Raw genomic sequence first — 17,181 nt, 5'->3', positions numbered from 1 at the left:
AACTACTCCCCACTAGTCGGTAACTGATTTCTCAGTCCAACTAATGGGGAGCAGTTCAAGTACAGCGGCGGGCTTTTTGTTACTTATTTAACCTCCGGCTTAGCCTCCGAGCATCTCCATAGTTGTTGCTGTTGCCACGTGATTGAGCTGCGCCCGTACTTTGCGACCGGCAATGTGTTTCGAATAGATCACGACTGCATTTTGCGGCAATGAGTCCCCTGGGCACGGCGTGGCCTGTCCCGGCAGCGTCGCCCCGACCTCTGATGGCAATGCGCTGAGCAGTTCATCGTAGACGAGGCTATTCCATTCTTCCGCACTCTTAGTTTCCGTCGCGCTTTCCGAACGCTCAGCCTGCGCGCTTTGCCTTTGCTTTTTGTACTCGCGTCGCAGCTCCATGGCTCGATTACGATCTAAGTGCTCCAGCAGCTCCCCCGTACAGCCGTAGGAAACGGTGATTTCACCAGATCTCACCTGTCGAATGCGACGATCGGCGGGAATGGGTTTGCGCTCGGTCTTGCGCCCAAAATCATCGAGCTCCCGCACCAGATAGCGAGCAAAAGCATCAGCGTACCTTTCGGGCATCGGCGAATTTCCCACCGCTCGCTCGGGCATCCCCACTAAAAAAGGCTCCGGGGTTTCTTCAGCACAAGCAGTCAGGCCACCACAGGAAGCGAGGCAAGTTATTGCCGCGATTATGGACGCCACGTCTCGCCGCCCCAACGTTCGCATCTTATTTTGTCCCTTTGCATTTCGTGCAGCTATACAACTCGCCACATTCTACCTTGTGGAGGCGATCAAGTACCCTAAGTAAACATGAGTACAAGTCGCGTGTATGCAGGACGATTGGCCGGCCTAGTGGTGCTGGGACCAGACGGCGAATCCGTCGGCCGCGTCCGCGATGTTGTCATCACCATTCACGGCGATAATGCGACTGCACTTGGTCTCGTGGTGGAGATCGCGAATAAGCGCAAGATTTTCCTCCCCATGCTGCGCATTGCGGCGATCACCGCGACGGACATCACGACATCTTCCAGTTCCGTAAACCTTCGCCCCTTTAAGTCCCGCTCTGCCGAGCTCACCATCTTCGAGGATCTCGTCGGCTCAAAGGTGCACACAGACGATCCAGAGCACGAGGAACTTCACGGGAAGGTTGTGGAGATTACCGATGTCGAGCTGAGCCGTAGTCGGCGTCGTGAATGGAAGATCCGTAACTTAGCGGTCACCCAGCGCAGCCGTCTGGGGCGTAAAACGTCCATTAACATTATCCCGATCGAGCACATCCAGGGACTCCACGCCTCTGGCACGGGTGTGGTCAACCAGGATGCGGAGCTCATCGCCTCCTTCAAGCAGATGCGCAACGCCGACGTGGCGAATGCCCTGGTGGACATGGATGACGCTCGGCGTAATAAAATCGCCGCAGAACTCGACGACGAACGCCTTGCGGACGTGTTGGCGGAGATGCCCGACGACGACCAAACGGCAATCCTCGAGCACCTCAATATTGAGCGTGCCGCCGACGTGCTGGAGGAAATGGATCCAGACGATGCCGCCGACATTCTGGCCGAACTCCCGGGGGATACTTCCGACGTGCTGCTGGAGCTGATGGATCCGGAGGAGTCCGAGCCCGTCCGGCGACTCATGAATTTTTCGCCGGAAACTGTGGGTGCACTGATGACGCCCGAACCGATCATTTTGACGCCCCAGGCCACCGTCGCAGAAGCTCTCGCCCACGCGCGAAATCCAGAGCTGCCGACGTCCCTATCCTCCATGATTTTCGTCGTACGACCTCCCCAGGCGACCCCGACGGGCAAATATCTAGGTTGTGTGCATCTACAGAAGCTTCTCCGCGAACCACCGTCCTCCCTTGTCAGTGGAATCTTAGATCTGGAGTTACCTGCACTGTTCGCAGATGACAACCAGGAAACGGCGGCGCGCTACTTTGCCACCTACAACCTGGTGTGTGGCCCGGTGCTGGATCACGATCAGCATCTCCTTGGCGCTGTCAGCGTGGATGACCTGCTGGATCACATGTTGCCTGAGGATTGGCGCGAAGAAGACTGGCGCGTGGAATCTCCAGCCATTTCAGCAACCCCGTCTACCCCGGTATCCCAAGCAGCCTCGGAATTGAAGGAGGTCTAGGCATATATGGCACGTAATTTCTCCCGCGTGGATCTGGATACTCCGACCGACGCCACCCGCCAGAAAAAGAAGTTCAATCTCGACGGGGACGGTGTCGGTCGCGTAGCTGAGAGGATTGCTCGCTTCCTGGGCACCGGCAAGTACCTCTTTTACCAGACGATCATCGTTGTCGCCTGGATCCTGCTGAACCTGGGCGGCATGTGGTGGAACTGGGATCCATACCCATTCATCCTGCTCAACCTCGCTTTCTCTACCCAGGCCGCCTACGCCGCGCCCCTGATCCTGTTGGCACAGAACCGCCAGGACGACCGCGACCGCGTCAGCCTGGATGAGGATCGCCGCCGTGCCGCAGAAACCAAGGCCGATACGGAATTCCTAGCCCGTGAGGTCGCCAGCGTGCGCATTGCCGTGGGTGAGACGGTTACCCGTGATTATCTCCGCCGTGAGCTCGAGGAGCTCCACGACATTCTGCAACGCATTGACGACAAGATCGACGACACCCGCCGAGACGAGGAAGCTCGCGGCGACGCGCGCGACGATTAACCGCCCGGAATTAGCGTCTCGCCGGTCGTTCGATAGACTTAATCCCATCATGTCCCAAGTCACTGAATCCGCTGTACGCAGCGCGCTATCCCGCGTAGAGGACCCTGAACTAAACCGCACGATCACGGATCTCGGCATGGTGAAGTCCATCGACATCAACGGAAGTGATGTCGCGGTGGAGATCTACCTGACGATCGCCGGCTGCCCGATGAAAAACCACCTGACGGAAAAGACCCGCGAGGCCGTGGCTTCCGTCGACGGTGTGGAGAACGTCACGGTTACCACTGACGTTATGAGCGATGAACAGCGTCGCAACATCCGCCAGATGGTTCGCGGTGACGCGGCAGATCCGGTGATTCCTTTTGCCCAGTCCGACTCGACCACCCGCGTCTTCGCCGTAGCCTCCGGCAAGGGTGGTGTGGGCAAATCCAGCGTCACCGTTAACCTTGCCGTTGCTCTGCAAAAGCGAGGGCTGAAGGTCGGCGTGATCGATGCCGATATTTATGGCCACTCCGTGCCCGGCTTGATGGGCTCCACCGACAAGCCGCACCAGGTGGACGAGATGATCATGCCGCTGCAAGCACACGGCGTGAAATTGATCTCCATTGGTCACTTTATTGGAGACAACTCGCCGGTTGTGTGGCGTGGCCCAATGCTGCACCGCGCAATCCAACAGTTCCTGGCAGACGTGTTCTGGGGCGACCTAGACATTCTGCTGTTGGACCTGCCGCCGGGAACCGGCGACGTGGCGATCTCCGTGGCGCAGCTTGTGCCAAACGCCGAATTGTTGATCGTCACCACCCCGCAGGCTGCAGCAGCCGAGGTTGCAGAGCGTGCGGGCTCCATCTCTCAGCAAACTCGCCAGCGAATTGGTGGCGTGATCGAGAACATGAGCTGGATGGATATGCCGGATGGCACTCGCATGGAGGTCTTTGGCTCCGGAGGCGGCCAGTTCGTTGCGGATCGCCTGTCCCAGATCACCGGGGCGAAGGTACCCCTGATGGGGCAAATTCCACTGGATCCTAACCTGCGCATCGGTGGCGACCTCGGTAACCCCATTGTGCTTTCGGAGCCGAACTCTCCGGCCACGATCGCATTCGGAGGAATCGCCGATCAGCTGGCTGTGCGTCGTAGCTCGCTGGCCGGTAAATCACTGAACCTCGGCGTCACAAAGAAATAGGCCGAGCGCCAGGCTACGTTACGTCCTCCCACCCGTTGCTGGGTGCGGAGGGCTTTTCATTGCCAGTCAGCTGCTGGGCAGCATTGGCCACAGGATCGTCCAATTGGGAAGAACGGGACTCCCCCGCCGCGGACTGCTGTGACACGCTCACGCCATCGTTATCAGCACTGCCGCTAGCCGGGGCGGGTTGACCTGGCTTATTTCCAGACTTCAGGGTCTCACGCAGATTTGGCTTGCGCACCGTATCGACGGTGTCTTTGACGTCCTGCTTCGTCTCGTTGAAGGAGGTCAGGAAGCTATCATCGTCATCCAGCAAAGTCTTGGTTATGAACCCCTTCGCACCCATTTGGCGTACAGAGTTCAGCTCCTGCAAAGGCTTGGAGAACTCGCGAAAGTCCTCCCCCAGCTCACCGTCTAGTTGATCCTTTGCCTGCGATACTGCCTTGCGTACCGCCAGCAAGACCGCGCGAACCTCCTTGATAAGACCCGGCAATCGCTCCGGGCCAATGAGGAACAACGCGACGATCAAAAGTACGAGGACTTCGCCCCAACCTACATTGGAAAACACCTGTCTAACCTAACTCAAACTGCAGGGCATTTCACTTTACTTGCCGCGGAACTGCATTTTACGCAGCAAAAGATCCAGCCGATCAACCAACGTTTCGGGGCGGCGACAGCCATCCACGGAGAAACGATGCGGCGCATCATCCTCGCGGCACTCTTCCGGAATGCGCTGTAATTTTTCCATCAATCCGCCCGGGGTGTGTACGTCCGAAGTGTGCTCGCGCATTCGGTTGGACGCACTTCGCTGGGCACGCACCTCCGCCCTGCACGTTTCACAGTGGACGAGGTGGATTTTCGCTCGGTGTTCCGCACGGCGGGAAAGTTCCCCGTCAACAAGCGCAGCGATGGCCTCGGTGGACAGGTGGTCGACGGACAGTTCCCCCGTGAGGTTTTCAACGAAAGATGTCACGTGCTTTACCTGCCTTTCCACTTCAACGGTGTCTGTTTCTTTAGCGCCGTTCCAAACGTCTCAGACCGACACTAGTCGCTCAGCCTTTAGGCCTGGCCAGTGTAGACCAGTTCGCCATGGTTACGTTCCAGGTTACCGCGAAGTTGCGCGCGGGCGCGGTGGATGCGGGAGCGCACGGTTCCCATCTTCACGCCAAGGGTCTGGGAGATTTCGTCGTAGCTCATCCCCAGCCCGTCACAGAGCACGACGGCTACGCGGTACTCCGGCGCTAGCTGATCCAGCGCCTTTACCAGCGCAGGATCCAGATTGTTCAGTTCAAAGGTGGCTTCGGGGTCGTCAATGCCGCCCTCGATGCGGTCATAATCCTCGGGCAGCGCTTCCATGCGAATCTTCGCACGCCGGCGCACCATATCCAGGAATAAGTTAGTGGTGATGCGGTGCAGCCATCCTTCAAAGGTTCCCGGCTGGTAGGTCTTGAGGCTGCGAAAGACTCGCATGAACGTATCCTGCGTGAGGTCTTCTGCGTCCTGTTGGTTTCCAGCGAGGTGATAAGCCAGCCGGTAGACGCTGTCTGCGTGTTCTGCCACCAATTCCCCCCAGCCCGGAAGTTCGCCGGTACCTGCATCGAACACTGCTGTGGTTCGTGGGGCGGGGGTTTGATCTGCGTTCATGCCCATATTGTGGCTGATTGTCCTCAAAATCTTGTGCTGCACGCCTGGCAGTTTCCTGTGAGGATTTTACCCCCTGTGGGGGTGGAACGAAAGTTCGTCACTCGGGTCACTCTTGTTCACTTGCTTTTCTATTTTTGACGCCGGCGCCTGACATGCCGAGAACAAGCACAACATTGACGCTTTCCTGGCCTATCGTCGTGAAGCGTGAATGCTGCATCATCTTCCCCCATTGAGGCCATCCGTGAGTACGTTCGGGCGACCAGCGAGCCGGACGAGGTGACCACCACCGCTGTCGAGGCGGCACAGGAGTTTGGTCTGCTCACCCCCGATGCGATGACTGCTGAGTTTTTGGAATTCATCGCCACCCGCGCAGGCGCCAACGCCGCTGCCCAGGGACACACCCCCACCGGCATTATCGTTTCGCCAGCCAGTGGCGTAATCGGCCTGCACCTTTTCCAGGGCCTTAACGCCGCACAGACCGAAGGACACCTGACGTGCATCGAGCCGGAGGTACAACACCAACAGTTGGCCAAGCAGGCTTTCGCCAATGCCGGTCAGCGCCCCAATACCTTCCGTTTCTTGCCCAGCGCTCCGCTGGATGTAATCCGCCGTCTAGCCAACGATAGTTACGACATGGCGGTCGCAGAGGCCGCGACAGAGGAGTTCACCGCGATTGTGGAATCCACGCTCCCGGCACTTCGCACTGGTGGTGTCCTCGTACTTCTGGATTCTTTGATGGACGGCCTGGTGGGTGATGAAAACCGCACCGACCGCCAGACCACCCGGGCTCGCGAAGCAGATCAGTTCTTCCGCGAGCTGGAAAACGCCAAGGTCTCTCGCCTTCCTTTGGGCGCGGGTGCGACGCTGATCACGAAGATCAGCTAAGAACGCAGGTCTGTTAGACGACTACGTTCTTGCCAATGCAGACCACGCCCCCCTTGGAGATCGTAAAGCGATCCTGATCGCGGGCGCGATCCACGCCGATAATCTCCCCAGCCGAAACCTGAACGTTCTTGTCCAGGATGGCGTGACGCACCACTGCACCGCGACCGATGCGCACACCTGGCATGATCACGCAGCCTTCCACAGAGGCACCTTCCTCCACGACGACGTTCTCACTCAGCACGGAGTTTCGCACCGTGCCCGCGGAGATGATGCAGCCCGCGGAGACCATCGAAGACTGAGCAATACCGCCCTTGACGAATTTCGCCGGCGGCAGGTTGCCCGTCTCAGCCGTGTGGATGGGCCACTGCTGGTTGTACAGGTTAAACACCGGGTGCACGCTGATGAGATCCATGTGCGCCTCGTAGAACGCATCAACGGTTCCGACATCACGCCAGTAACCCTTGTCACGCTCGGTCTCTCCTGGAACGTAGTTGTTGGAGAAGTCGTATACATAGGCCTCGCCACGGTCCACCAGGCGCGGGATAATGTCACCGCCCATATCGTGGTTGGAGTTCTCGTCTTCGGAGTCTTCCTTCAGCGCGTCGATCAAGGTCTGTGCGGTGAACACGTAATTACCCATGGAGGCAAAGGCAACCTCTGGGTCATCCGGAACGCTCGGCGGTTCGGCAGGCTTTTCGAGGAACTGCTCGATCTTGTTGTCATCGCTCGCCTGGATCACACCGAACGCGGTAGCTTCGTGGCGTGGCACACGTAGGCCAGCGACCGTCACACCGGCGCCACTGGCGATGTGTTCCTGCACCATCTGCTCCGGATCCATGCGGTAGACGTGATCCGCACCGAAAACGATGATGTAATCCGGCTGCTCGTCGTACACCAGGTTTAGGGACTGCAGAATGGCATCTGCAGAACCGGTGAACCAACGCTTACCCAGGCGCTGTTGAGCCGGAACAGGAGTGATGTACTGGCCTGTCAGGCCGGACAGTTGCCAGGACTGGGAGATGTGGCGGTCGAGGGAGTGGGACTTGTACTGGGTCAGCACACAGATTTTGTAGTAACCGGCGTTGACCAGGTTAGACAGCACGAAGTCGATCAGGCGATAGTTGCCGCCGAACGGTACGGCAGGCTTAGCACGATCGGCGGTGAAAGGATACAAGCGCTTTCCCTCGCCACCGGCAAGGACAATGGACAGGACATTTGATCTGCTCTTCACACTTTCCAACCTAGCGACCTCGGAATAGTTTTGCTTGTCAAGCAGGCAATCTGATATGGAACGGTGCCCCCTAATGCGTTAAACCGGATGATCGTCGACGTTCTTACCAGGACACACAGCGCCTAGCCCGGTTAGGCTGGAAGCATGCGTATCGCCATGCTGACAAAGGAATATCCCCCAGAGATTTACGGTGGTGCCGGCGTGCACGTCACCGAGTTGGTTCGTTACATGCGGAAGCTCGAACACGTCGATGTGCACTGCATGGGTGGGCCACGCACAGAGCAGGATGTCTACGTTCACGGAGTTGACCCGGAGCTCGCTGAGGCCAATGGTTCGCTCAAGACTCTTTCCACCGGTTTGCGTATGGCCGATTCTTTGGGCGACGCCGAGGTCGTCCACTCCCACACCTGGTACACGGGACTGGGCGGCCACGTTGGTGGACTTCTGCACGGTATTCCCCACGTGGCAACGGCTCACTCACTGGAGCCACATCGCCCGTGGAAACGCGAACAGCTTGGTGGCGGTTACGATGTTTCCTCTTGGTCGGAAAAGAATGCGATGGAAAACGCAGATGCGGTCATCGCCGTGTCTGCCAAGATGAAGGAATCCATCCTCGACGCCTACCCAGCTATCGACCCAGACCGCATCCACGTGGTGCTGAATGGAATTGATTCCGAGCTTTGGCAGCCTCGCCCGACCTTCGAAGCGGCAGTGGAGGCTGGCAACCGTTCCGTACTCACGGAACTAGGCGTCGACCCCAACCGCCCCATCGTCTCCTTTGTCGGACGCATTACGCGTCAAAAGGGCGTCCCTCACCTGCTGAAGGCCGTAGCGCACCTCGATCCGGAGATCCAGGTTGTGCTGTGCGCGGGCGCGCCTGATACCCCGGAAATCGAAGCCGAGGTCACTGCACTGGTTGAAAAGCTGCAGGCTGAGCGCGACGGCGTGTACTGGGTGAAGGAAATGATGGAAAAGCCGAATCTGCAGGAGATCCTCTCGGCCTCCGATGCGTTTTTGTGCCCTTCCATCTACGAGCCACTGGGCATTGTGAACCTAGAGGCCATGGCATGTGGAACCGCCGTTGTGGCCTCCGACGTTGGCGGTATTCCGGAGGTTGTCGTCGACGGCGAGACGGGAACCCTAGTCCACTATGACGAGAACGATACGGAGACTTTTGAGCGTGGCCTGGCCGATGCTACAAACGCTCTCGTCGCAGATCGAGATAAGGTACGCAGCTTCGGTGAGGCTGGGCGCCAGCGCGCCGTGACGACCTTCAGTTGGGCGACAATCGCCGAGCAAACCGTCGACGTATACAGGTCCCTGCTTTAAATTCAATCCGCTGGTATGAATGGTGGCATGCATTCTTCCTCCCATAAGCACCGCCCGGAACTGCACGTCACCGCAGAAACGGGGGTGCTGGAAGCACCCGCAGGCGCCGTGTTCTCAGGTAACGCCCTGCATGTGTTCCACCAGTTCCGCCCGCGGTCTTCCGAAGGCTCTCGTTGGGCGCATCAGGTAGCCTCTGAGGCAACTTATGACTGGGACATCTGTGACGATGTCATCGTCCCGAACCAGGGACTAGGCGAACAGAGTGCCAGCGCGGAAGCTGCTTCCCACGGCACCGAAATCGATATGCTCGCCGGAGCCGCCGTGCCTATCGACCATGGTGCCGAATTGTTTTTCGTCGTCACCCATGCCACCTCCGAGGCCACTGCGGAGCAAGCTCTGGCCGCGGAGATTCCCCATGGCCAGCGCGGCCCACGTACGTTCACCATTGAACGTGCGCAGATCCCGAACCTGCTCGAGGCCACTGAGGTGTCGGACGATCCCAGCCTGCCGGATCCCCATGTGCGTCGCCTGGGCCCAATCGACATCGACGATTCGGCGTTCCCTGTAGAAAATCTGGTGACCCCCAGCGTGATTCGTCATGAGGATCCCGCTTTCCCCGACGAAGGCTGGCTCATGGTCGCCCTTTCGTTGACCGGTGACAAGGACGCGCAGATTGTCGTTCTACGTTCCGCAGACCGCCAGCACTGGCGCGTCCTAGGGCCAATCGAGTTGCCGAGCGAGGCAGGTTTGCGCCCCGGCCGCCCGTTCGCCCCGCGCATTGTTTCTATGGTGGACGCCGACTCTTCCGCCCGTCGCGATATCCTCTTCGTCACTTTCCCCGGCGGTGCCGGAGAGTCCGATGAGGTTGCCGGTTACGTGGTTGGCAACCTCAGCGGCACCTCGTTTAGCGTTATCAGTCCCTATACCGTCATCGACTTTGGACACGACTTCACCCGCCCGCGCGTCATCGACCACACCACCCCGGTGATGTTTGGCCTGGTCGGCGCTCACCCGTCCTTGGATGGACAATGGGCAAATTGTCTCTCCGCGCCGCGTTATCTCACGCTGGTGAACGGCGAGCTCTTCCAAGATGTTGTCGGTGCGCCCACGGCGGTACGTACTTTCTCGGACTACGCATTCATCTGGTCGGCCCAGCTAGATGCCGAGGAGGGTCGCGTGGACGTCGACGTCACTGATGACTCCGGCCAGGTGATCGCCACTATCAGCTACACCAAAGACGCTGTCTCCGTTACCCGCTTGGGTGTGGACACCCGCACCGCTCCGCTAAAGGATGCGGACTCGGATACATTGACGGTATTTCTCGATGGCCCCGTATGCGAAGTATTCGCTGACGGCGGTGCTGTCACTTTGACCAGCGCCATCCCAGCACACTCGCAGATTTCCGATATTGATGTACGCGCCACTGGCGGGGCGAAGGTTATTTCCTCCATGCAAACGGCGGGGCGCCATTTGATGCGCATGCAGGCAGGACTGACCACCCCGGAAGAACAGGAACACTACATGGCAGAAGCTCTCATCGCAGATCGCGATGTGTCCGAAGGAATCTTCGACGAAGAAGACTAGCGGGTGGCTTTTGCCAAGCGTGTAATCGCTGCACGGGCGGTAACTTCCATGGTCTCCGGCAGAGCTTCGATGCGTTCCTTCAAAACGTCCGGGTGGATGTGACGCGCCGAGGGGCTCATGCCGATCTGTGCTGCGATGGAAGCCTGATCGAGAACCATCGGGAACTCGATATGCTCGGACTCCCCTACCGGAACCAAGTGACCGGAAGCCTGGCTGATCATCCGCTCAACCTTGCCCTCCTCAACGTCCAAAATGCCCAGCGGCTCACGCAGTTCACCTAGGTGGCCGACCTCCGCGGTGAGGACTACAACCTGTCCCTCCGGCGTGAGGATACGGGCAAACTCTGCCGCATTACGCGGTGCGAAGACAACCATGATGGCGTCAACACTTTCCGAAAGAATCGGCAGGCGCGACCAGGCGTCAGCGACGACGGCGCCTACCCGTGAATGCGACGAGGCCAGCCGCTTAGCCGCAGCAGTCGAAACGTCGATTCCCACCCCGCGGGAACGCTCGACCGTGTCCAGCGTGTGGGCGAGGTAGTAGCCGGTACCGGCGCCAATCTCCACGATGGAAGGTGCGTGCTCAGCGGCAACATTGCCATCGTCCAGAACGTTTTCAACATTTGCGGTCACAGCCTCGACGAAAGGTGCGAAGTGGCCGCCAGACAGGAAGGTTTCGCGGGCATCGATCATCGACGCATCGTCACCGGAGTAGCGCAGTCCGGAGCCGCCCGCGAGGGTCACATACCCCTGCCTTGCAACGTCGTAGCTGTGGCCGGACTCAGAGACTAGAGTGCGCCACTCTTCGTCGCCAGCGCTCAAGCGGGAACCGTCTACGGGATCGGCGAGGAGGTCAATGACATCTGCAAGCACGAACAGATTCCTTCCTGATTTCTCTTACAAAGCCCGCTGTGGGGAGCTAATAAACGACCACCTTATGGTAGACCGTCTACAGCTCGAAACATATATCGGGCAGCGATTTCAACAAAGGGTTAGTGGATCAGCCACTGCACCAGAGTGCGCGCGCCGAAACCGGTACCTACAGGTGTGACCTCATCGTAGGCAGATTCTGCGCGACCGGGTCCGGCAATGTCCAGGTGAATCAGCGGCACACCCCGGGTAAAGCGACGCAGGAACATAGCCGCGGTGGTCGCACCCGGCCCCTTGGGAGTTTGACGCACATCTGCGATCTTGGAGTTCACGTTCTCCTCCAAGTAATCCTGCATCGGCATTGGCCACCAGTGCTCCCCTACTGTCGCACCACGACGAGCAAGTTTGACGCCTGCACCCCAGTTGTCGGCGAATACCGCACCGGTGCGCAGCCCCAAGGCCACCTTTGCTGCACCCGTCAGCGTTGCGACGGTCACCACGGCTACCGGCTTGTATTTCTTCGCGCCATAACTGATCGCATCGGCCAAAATCATGCGACCCTCTGCGTCGGTGTTCGTCACCTCGGAGGTCAGGCCACCATAGTGTTCCACCACATCGCCCGGGCGGTAGGAATCTCCATCGATCATGTTCTCCGCCGTCGGAATCAGCGCCACGATCTTTCGCGGTACCTTTTGCTCCGCCAGGGCGCGGAACGCGGCAATGACACTGGCCCCGCCCGTCATATCGGTGCGCATGGTATCCATTCCCGCAGCGGGCTTTACGCTAATTCCACCGGTATCGAAGGTCACGCCCTTACCGACCAGCACGACGGTGCGGCGACGACGGCGCAAGTCGACCTTCTCCGGATCCCACACCAACTCGATCAACATCGGCGGACGGGAGGATCCCTTGCCGACGGCCAGTACTCCGCCAAAGCCCTTATCCTTCAGCCATGCGGCATCGCGCAGGCGAACCTTGACGCCTTCAATGTCCGATACCGCCTTCTTGGCCTGGGTTGCGAGCCATTCCGGGGACTTCACGTTGGCCGGGGCATTGGCCAGATCTCGCGACAAGCAAGTTGCCTTGCCCAGGGCCTTGCCTTCCTTCACAGCAGCTACATAATCCGCAGTGTCGAATCCGGAAGATTCAAAATCCTGCGGCAGTACTAGGTGTACGTCGCGCACTCGGGCGGGCTTACGCTTATTGGTGGTAACAAAGCTGTGGTTGCCAACAATCAGGCCGATCACCAAGGAACGGACGTTGTCGGGAGTGAACTCCTCTGGCAGGTGTACCTGCACAATGTGCTTCTTCGCCCGCACAGGGTGGCCATCTACGACCTTGCCAATACGGCGCACCAGCTTTGCGCCTGCTCCGCGCCATCCGTCCTCCAGGAACTCACGTCCATCGCTGAGGTCGAGAGGACGGGTCGGGTCGGCGGGCACCCTTACAACCCACTGGCCGGCGGAATCAAGCTCGACCTCACCCAGCGCAGAGGAACCGGCGGCCGCCTTCACCTGCGCTTCGATAATTTCGGATCCCTCTGCGCGCGGGCCGATCGTCACATTGGTCACTCTTTGGGGGATATTCGGAATCGGTGCCATTGTTTAACGCTCCTGTTCGCGGGGTTCTGCGGGGTTATCGACGGTGGCTTCGCCTTGATCTGTATGCTGCGCACCAACCTGCTGCTCAAGCTCTTCGATACGCCCGGCGAGGCGATCGATATAGAAGTCGACTTCAGCTTGATTGTAGCCACGAATTTCCAGCGAAAAGCCGGTGTCGCGAATGCCCTCGGCCGTCAAGGGCTTGCTCTTGAGATCCCGCCAGTGTTGCTTCTTTGCTTCTCCTGCAGCCACGGGAGGCAATGCCTCTCCACGGCCAAAGACCGTGCCGAGCAAATAGACCAAGAGCGCGCCTACAAGGAATGCTCCGACGAGAGACAACAACCAAAACATGTCTTCAAATGTACCGTCTCTTCACTTTCTGCTGGCGCTTAGTGAGGCTTTTATTCGAATACCTCGCTACTTACCCCGCTGTCCTTCACTATCGAAACGATCCAGCTGCTCGGAGATACGATCCTGCTCCGCAGCCAGCTCCTCCTGGCGGCGCTTCAGCTTCTCTACAGCGTCGACGTGAGCATCGACGCAAATCTGTACGGCCTCGGCAGGATCATCAGTGACGTGGAACAGATCCACGTCCTCCGGCGAGATCATGCCCTCGTCCACCAGACGGGTGGTGATCCATTCGACGAGCCCACCCCAGAATTCCTCGCCGATCAGAATAATCGGGAACTTCCGGATCTTTTCGGTCTGCACCATGACCAGTGCTTCAAAGAGCTCATCCAAGGTGCCGTAACCGCCCGGTAGACACACAAATGCCTGTGAATACTTAAGGAACATGGTCTTGCGTACGAAGAAGTAGCGGAAGTTCAGCCCCAGATCCACCCACCGGTTCAGGCTCTGCTCCATGGGAAGCTCAATGCCAAGTCCAATGGACAATCCGCCGGACTCCTGTGCTCCGCGGTTGGGGGCCTCCATCAGGCCGGGGCCTCCACCAGTGATCGTCGCATAGCCGGCCTCATGGATCAGTCGCCCGAGTTCGCGACCCTTTTCGTAGTACGCGTGGCCAGGCTTTACGCGTGCCGACCCGAACACCGTGATCGCCTTGGGGATCTTTGCCAGCGCACCGAAACCATCAACGAACTCGGATTGGATTCGCATCACTCGCCACGGATCCGTATGCAGCCAATCGATATTGGTCTGTTGCGCCAGCAGTCGTTGGTCCGTCGTTGATTTCTGCTTCTCGTTGTGCCGCTTTCCGCGCAGCAGGACGGGGCCGCGAAGCCGGAAATCGCCGTTATTGTCGCTCGAGTTCATGCGTGGGATTGCTTTCGGTGTGTTGTTGAGTTGTCGGTCTTTTTGTTCTTTTTCTCTGTGCGCTTTTCACGCTACTGCTTGGTGCCCCCTCGCGCTCGTTCTAAATGACGCCACCCCGCATCCACCCAGCTCAGTCTCCCCCCCCCAGTGCCCTAACCAGAAGGGAGTGGGCGCGACGGATTTAGTTGGAAAGGAACTGTATAAGCTCCCGGCTCACGTCCTCGATCTGAGCCACTGGGCAGCGCTCATCCTTCGTGTGGCACAACCCCGGGTCGCCGGGCCCGAAATTCACGGCTGGAATCCCCAACTCCGTGAACCTGGCCACGTCGGTCCATCCGTACTTTGGGCGCACACGTCCTCCGGTTGCCTCCACCAATTTCGCCGCGAAAGGTTGATGGAGGCCTGGAGCAGCCGCAGCTGCGGCGTCATCCAATTCCACAGAAAATCCCTCGGCCGGTGCATCGGGCGTGCCTACCTGGAGCACCTCGTATAGATGCTCCAATGCCTCGTCAACACTGCGGTGCGGGGCATAGCGGAAGTTGATAAAAGCCCAGGCCTCGTCGGGAATGGTGTTGGTGGCCACGCCGGACTCGGCGATGACAGCGTTGAGCCCTTCTTTATAGACCAGGCCATCGATCTCCACATCCTGCGGTTCGTAGTCCGCCACACGCACGAGCACCCGCGCCAACTCATGCAGCGCGTTATGGCCAAGCCAGCTGCGTGCGGAGTGTGCGCGGGCTCCCAAGGCGGTGACCTTCACACGCAAGGTTCCCTGACAGCCTGCCTCGATGATTCCGCCGGAGGGCTCGCCGAGCAGGGCTAGATCGCCCGCCAGTAGATCGGGGTCGGACTGTACAAGATGGTTGAGACCGTTGTATTTGGTGGCCACTTCTTCACCTTCGTACAACACCAGGGTCAGGTCACAGGCGAGTTCTGCGGAGTTCGCCAGAGTCGCAAAGGCATGAGCATAACAAGCTGCACCGGACTTCATATCTACAGAGCCAAGGCCAAAGATGGTTTCCTCGCCCGTTTCCGGGTCTGGTCCAAGCCGCGAAGGCAAGTTATCTGCCGGGGGAACCGTGTCCAGGTGACCTGCGAGTACCACGCGGAACGGCAGGTCGCGGTGGGTACGCGCGACGAGGGTATTACCTCGGCGCGTAACCTCCACGTTTTCGATGGCACGGAGTGCGGGTTCGACCGCGTCGGCGATATCCCGTTCATGATGCGACTCGCTGTAGATATCGACGAGTTGGCGTGTGAGAGCCACCGCGCCGGCGGACAGGTCTATGGAAGTTTCTGCAGTAGTCATTGGTTGCGATCCTAGACTAACCCTCGAAATACCCGTGTCGGCCAATTGTTGGCCCCAGGGTAAAACCAGCGCAATCACCTGCACTTCCCCATGGGCTAATTGGAGGTGAACGGGGTTAAATATGCCCATGCTGGCCTGCGCTAAAGACCGGTGTGTTCTAATTTCGGTATGAAGTCTCGAGAATCCGATTCAGGTGCCGATCAAGGCGCTTCAAACCAGCTTGGCCACAGCCTAGAAACCCGCCACCTCACGATGATGGGTCTTGGCTCCGCCATCGGTGCAGGCCTGTTCCTCGGCACCGGTGTGGGCATTCAGGCGGCGGGTCCGTCCGTGCTGCTGTCCTACATCGTCGCCGGCGTTGTCGTCATCGCTGTCATGCAGATGCTTGGCGAACTCGCCGCTGCCCGCCCGGCCTCCGGCACATTCGCTACTTATGGTCAGATGGCATTTGGCCGCTGGAATGGCTTCGCACTCGGCTGGTTGTACTGGTTCATGCTCATCATGGTGATGGGCGCCGAGATTACCGGTGCCGGCGCAATCATGGGCTCCTGGTTTGGTGTAGAGGGCTGGATCCCTGGACTTATATGTGTGGTCCTCTTTACGATCGTGAACCTGGCTGGTGTGCGGGGCTTCGGCGAGTTTGAGTACTGGTTCGCGTTTATCAAGGTCGCCGTGATCATCCTCTTCCTTATCATCGGAACCGGCCTGCTGCTGGGCTTTTTCCCCGACTACGAATCGCCCGGGTTGAGCAACTTCTCAGACTTCGCCCCCAACGGCATCTCGGGTATGGCAGTCGGCCTACTGGCAGTGGCTTTCGCCTTCGGAGGCATCGAGATCGTCACTATCGCCGCTGCCGAGTCCAAGGATCCAGCAAACTCCATCGCCGCCGCCGTGCGGGCAGTCATCTGGCGTATCTCCATCTTCTACCTGGGCAGCGTATTTCTCATCTCAGCTCTGTTGCCCTTCGACACCCTCGGCGAGGCGGAGTCCGCCGAAGAGTCGCCGTTCACCCGCATCCTGGCTCTGGCACAGATCCCCGGCATTGTGGAGATCATGGAGGGCGTCATCGTCTTGGCTCTGCTGTCCGCCTTCAATGCGCAGATCTACGCCACCAGTCGCCTGATGTACAGCTTCTCCCAGCAGCGCAATGTCCCGCGTTGGTTCGGCAAGACGAATGACCAGAAGGTGCCTTACCGCGCCGTCTGGTGCTCGCTCTTTTTCGCCTTCGTTTCCGTCGCGCTGCAGGTCTGGGGCCCCAAGGATCTCATTAACATCCTGTTTAATGCCGTCGGCGGAACGCTGCTAGTCATTTGGATGGTTATTGTGCTGGCTCAGATCAAGTTGCGTCCGGTGTTCGAGCGCGACGGCAGCCTGAGCGTACGGATGTGGGGATACCCTGTTCTTCCCTGGTTGACGTTCGTCGCGCTCATTGCTTTGACCATCCTGATGCTCTTCGATGACAGTGCTCGCCTGCAGGTTCTCACCGTCACCATCGCCTTCGCAGTTCTCAGCGTGATTGGTTTTGTGCTGCAGAAGACTCAAGTACGAACAGCACCACACACCCCAAACAGCGGTGCACAGGCTTAGGTAGGATC

At 58.9% G+C, this 17,181-nt stretch carries 17 protein-coding genes; 7 read left to right on the top strand and 10 right to left on the bottom strand.

Annotated features, from left to right (window positions below):
- Positions 1–99 precede the first annotated feature (99 nt).
- Positions 100–705 (bottom strand): hypothetical protein, encoded by a 606-nt coding sequence (locus tag ACWXWJ_RS08930; protein ID WP_473964181.1) that lies wholly within the window; start codon positions 703–705, stop codon positions 100–102.
- A 108-nt stretch (positions 706–813) separates the two neighbouring features.
- Here ACWXWJ_RS08930 and ACWXWJ_RS08925 point away from each other — a divergent pair, with 108 nt between their 5' ends.
- The 3 genes from ACWXWJ_RS08925 to ACWXWJ_RS08915 are packed head-to-tail and all read left to right on the top strand — an operon-like array spanning position 814 to position 3,862.
- Entirely contained in the window at positions 814–2,139 is a 1,326-nt protein-coding gene (locus ACWXWJ_RS08925) for a magnesium transporter MgtE N-terminal domain-containing protein (protein WP_293789705.1), read from the top strand.
- A 6-nt stretch (positions 2,140–2,145) separates the two neighbouring features.
- Positions 2,146–2,682 (top strand): DUF1003 domain-containing protein, encoded by a 537-nt coding sequence (locus tag ACWXWJ_RS08920; protein ID WP_448308206.1) that lies wholly within the window; start codon positions 2,146–2,148, stop codon positions 2,680–2,682.
- A 49-nt stretch (positions 2,683–2,731) separates the two neighbouring features.
- Entirely contained in the window at positions 2,732–3,862 is a 1,131-nt protein-coding gene (locus tag ACWXWJ_RS08915) for an Mrp/NBP35 family ATP-binding protein (RefSeq protein ID WP_473964180.1), read from the top strand.
- Between the two features lie 13 nt (positions 3,863–3,875).
- Here ACWXWJ_RS08915 and tatB read toward each other — a convergent pair whose 3' ends face one another.
- The 3 genes from tatB to sigE form a co-directional block, all read right to left on the bottom strand.
- Positions 3,876–4,430 carry a Sec-independent protein translocase subunit TatB gene (tatB, locus tag ACWXWJ_RS08910; RefSeq protein WP_293789698.1) on the bottom strand — a complete coding sequence of 185 codons (555 nt, stop codon included), beginning with the start codon at positions 4,428–4,430 and terminating at the stop codon, positions 3,876–3,878.
- Positions 4,431–4,466: 36 nt separating this feature from the next.
- Positions 4,467–4,835 carry an anti-sigma factor family protein gene (locus ACWXWJ_RS08905; protein ID WP_293789696.1) on the bottom strand — a complete coding sequence of 123 codons (369 nt, stop codon included), beginning with the start codon at positions 4,833–4,835 and terminating at the stop codon, positions 4,467–4,469.
- An 86-nt stretch (positions 4,836–4,921) separates the two neighbouring features.
- Positions 4,922–5,512 (bottom strand): RNA polymerase sigma factor SigE, encoded by a 591-nt coding sequence (gene sigE, locus ACWXWJ_RS08900; RefSeq protein ID WP_293790324.1) that lies wholly within the window; start codon positions 5,510–5,512, stop codon positions 4,922–4,924.
- Positions 5,513–5,710: 198 nt separating this feature from the next.
- Here sigE and ACWXWJ_RS08895 point away from each other — a divergent pair, with 198 nt between their 5' ends.
- Positions 5,711–6,391, top strand: coding sequence for an O-methyltransferase (locus ACWXWJ_RS08895; RefSeq protein WP_473964179.1), 681 nt, complete (start codon positions 5,711–5,713; stop codon positions 6,389–6,391).
- Between the two features lie 13 nt (positions 6,392–6,404).
- Here ACWXWJ_RS08895 and glgC read toward each other — a convergent pair whose 3' ends face one another.
- Entirely contained in the window at positions 6,405–7,622 is a 1,218-nt protein-coding gene (gene glgC, locus ACWXWJ_RS08890; RefSeq protein WP_293789692.1) for a glucose-1-phosphate adenylyltransferase, read from the bottom strand.
- Between the two features lie 144 nt (positions 7,623–7,766).
- On the opposite strand from glgC, the gene glgA reads away from it, so the two are divergent.
- Positions 7,767–8,951: a glycogen synthase gene (glgA, locus tag ACWXWJ_RS08885; protein WP_473964178.1), complete on the top strand. Its 1,185-nt coding sequence runs from the start codon at positions 7,767–7,769 to the stop codon at positions 8,949–8,951.
- 27 nt (positions 8,952–8,978) lie between these two features.
- On the top strand, positions 8,979–10,535 hold the full coding sequence (locus ACWXWJ_RS08880; RefSeq protein WP_473964177.1) for a GH32 C-terminal domain-containing protein: 1,557 nt from the start codon (positions 8,979–8,981) through the stop codon (positions 10,533–10,535).
- Here the strand turns inward: ACWXWJ_RS08880 and ACWXWJ_RS08875 are convergent.
- The 5 genes from ACWXWJ_RS08875 to dapE all read right to left on the bottom strand — a co-directional run bounded on the left by ACWXWJ_RS08875 (position 10,532) and on the right by dapE (position 15,586).
- The gene (locus tag ACWXWJ_RS08875; RefSeq protein WP_293789686.1) at positions 10,532–11,407 is read right to left on the bottom strand and encodes a methyltransferase domain-containing protein; all 876 of its coding nucleotides are present in this window, start codon (positions 11,405–11,407) and stop codon (positions 10,532–10,534) included. The genes ACWXWJ_RS08880 and ACWXWJ_RS08875 overlap by 4 nt on opposite strands.
- A 119-nt stretch (positions 11,408–11,526) precedes the next feature.
- Entirely contained in the window at positions 11,527–13,005 is a 1,479-nt protein-coding gene (locus tag ACWXWJ_RS08870) for a leucyl aminopeptidase family protein (RefSeq protein WP_473964176.1), read from the bottom strand.
- A gap of 3 nt (positions 13,006–13,008) precedes the next feature.
- Positions 13,009–13,356 (bottom strand): DivIVA domain-containing protein, encoded by a 348-nt coding sequence (locus tag ACWXWJ_RS08865; protein ID WP_473964175.1) that lies wholly within the window; start codon positions 13,354–13,356, stop codon positions 13,009–13,011.
- A gap of 66 nt (positions 13,357–13,422) precedes the next feature.
- Entirely contained in the window at positions 13,423–14,277 is an 855-nt protein-coding gene (locus ACWXWJ_RS08860; RefSeq protein ID WP_473964174.1) for an LOG family protein, read from the bottom strand.
- A 181-nt stretch (positions 14,278–14,458) separates the two neighbouring features.
- Positions 14,459–15,586, bottom strand: coding sequence for a succinyl-diaminopimelate desuccinylase (dapE, locus tag ACWXWJ_RS08855; RefSeq protein WP_473964173.1), 1,128 nt, complete (start codon positions 15,584–15,586; stop codon positions 14,459–14,461).
- A 168-nt stretch (positions 15,587–15,754) separates the two neighbouring features.
- Between dapE and ACWXWJ_RS08850 the strand changes: the two genes are divergently transcribed.
- Positions 15,755–17,173: an amino acid permease gene (locus ACWXWJ_RS08850; RefSeq protein WP_473964172.1), complete on the top strand. Its 1,419-nt coding sequence runs from the start codon at positions 15,755–15,757 to the stop codon at positions 17,171–17,173.
- The last annotated feature ends 8 nt before the right edge of the window (positions 17,174–17,181 follow it).

The sequence above is a fragment of the Corynebacterium sp. p3-SID1761 genome (assembly GCF_055862885.1).
This window is presented reverse-complemented; position numbering and strand designations above follow the sequence as displayed.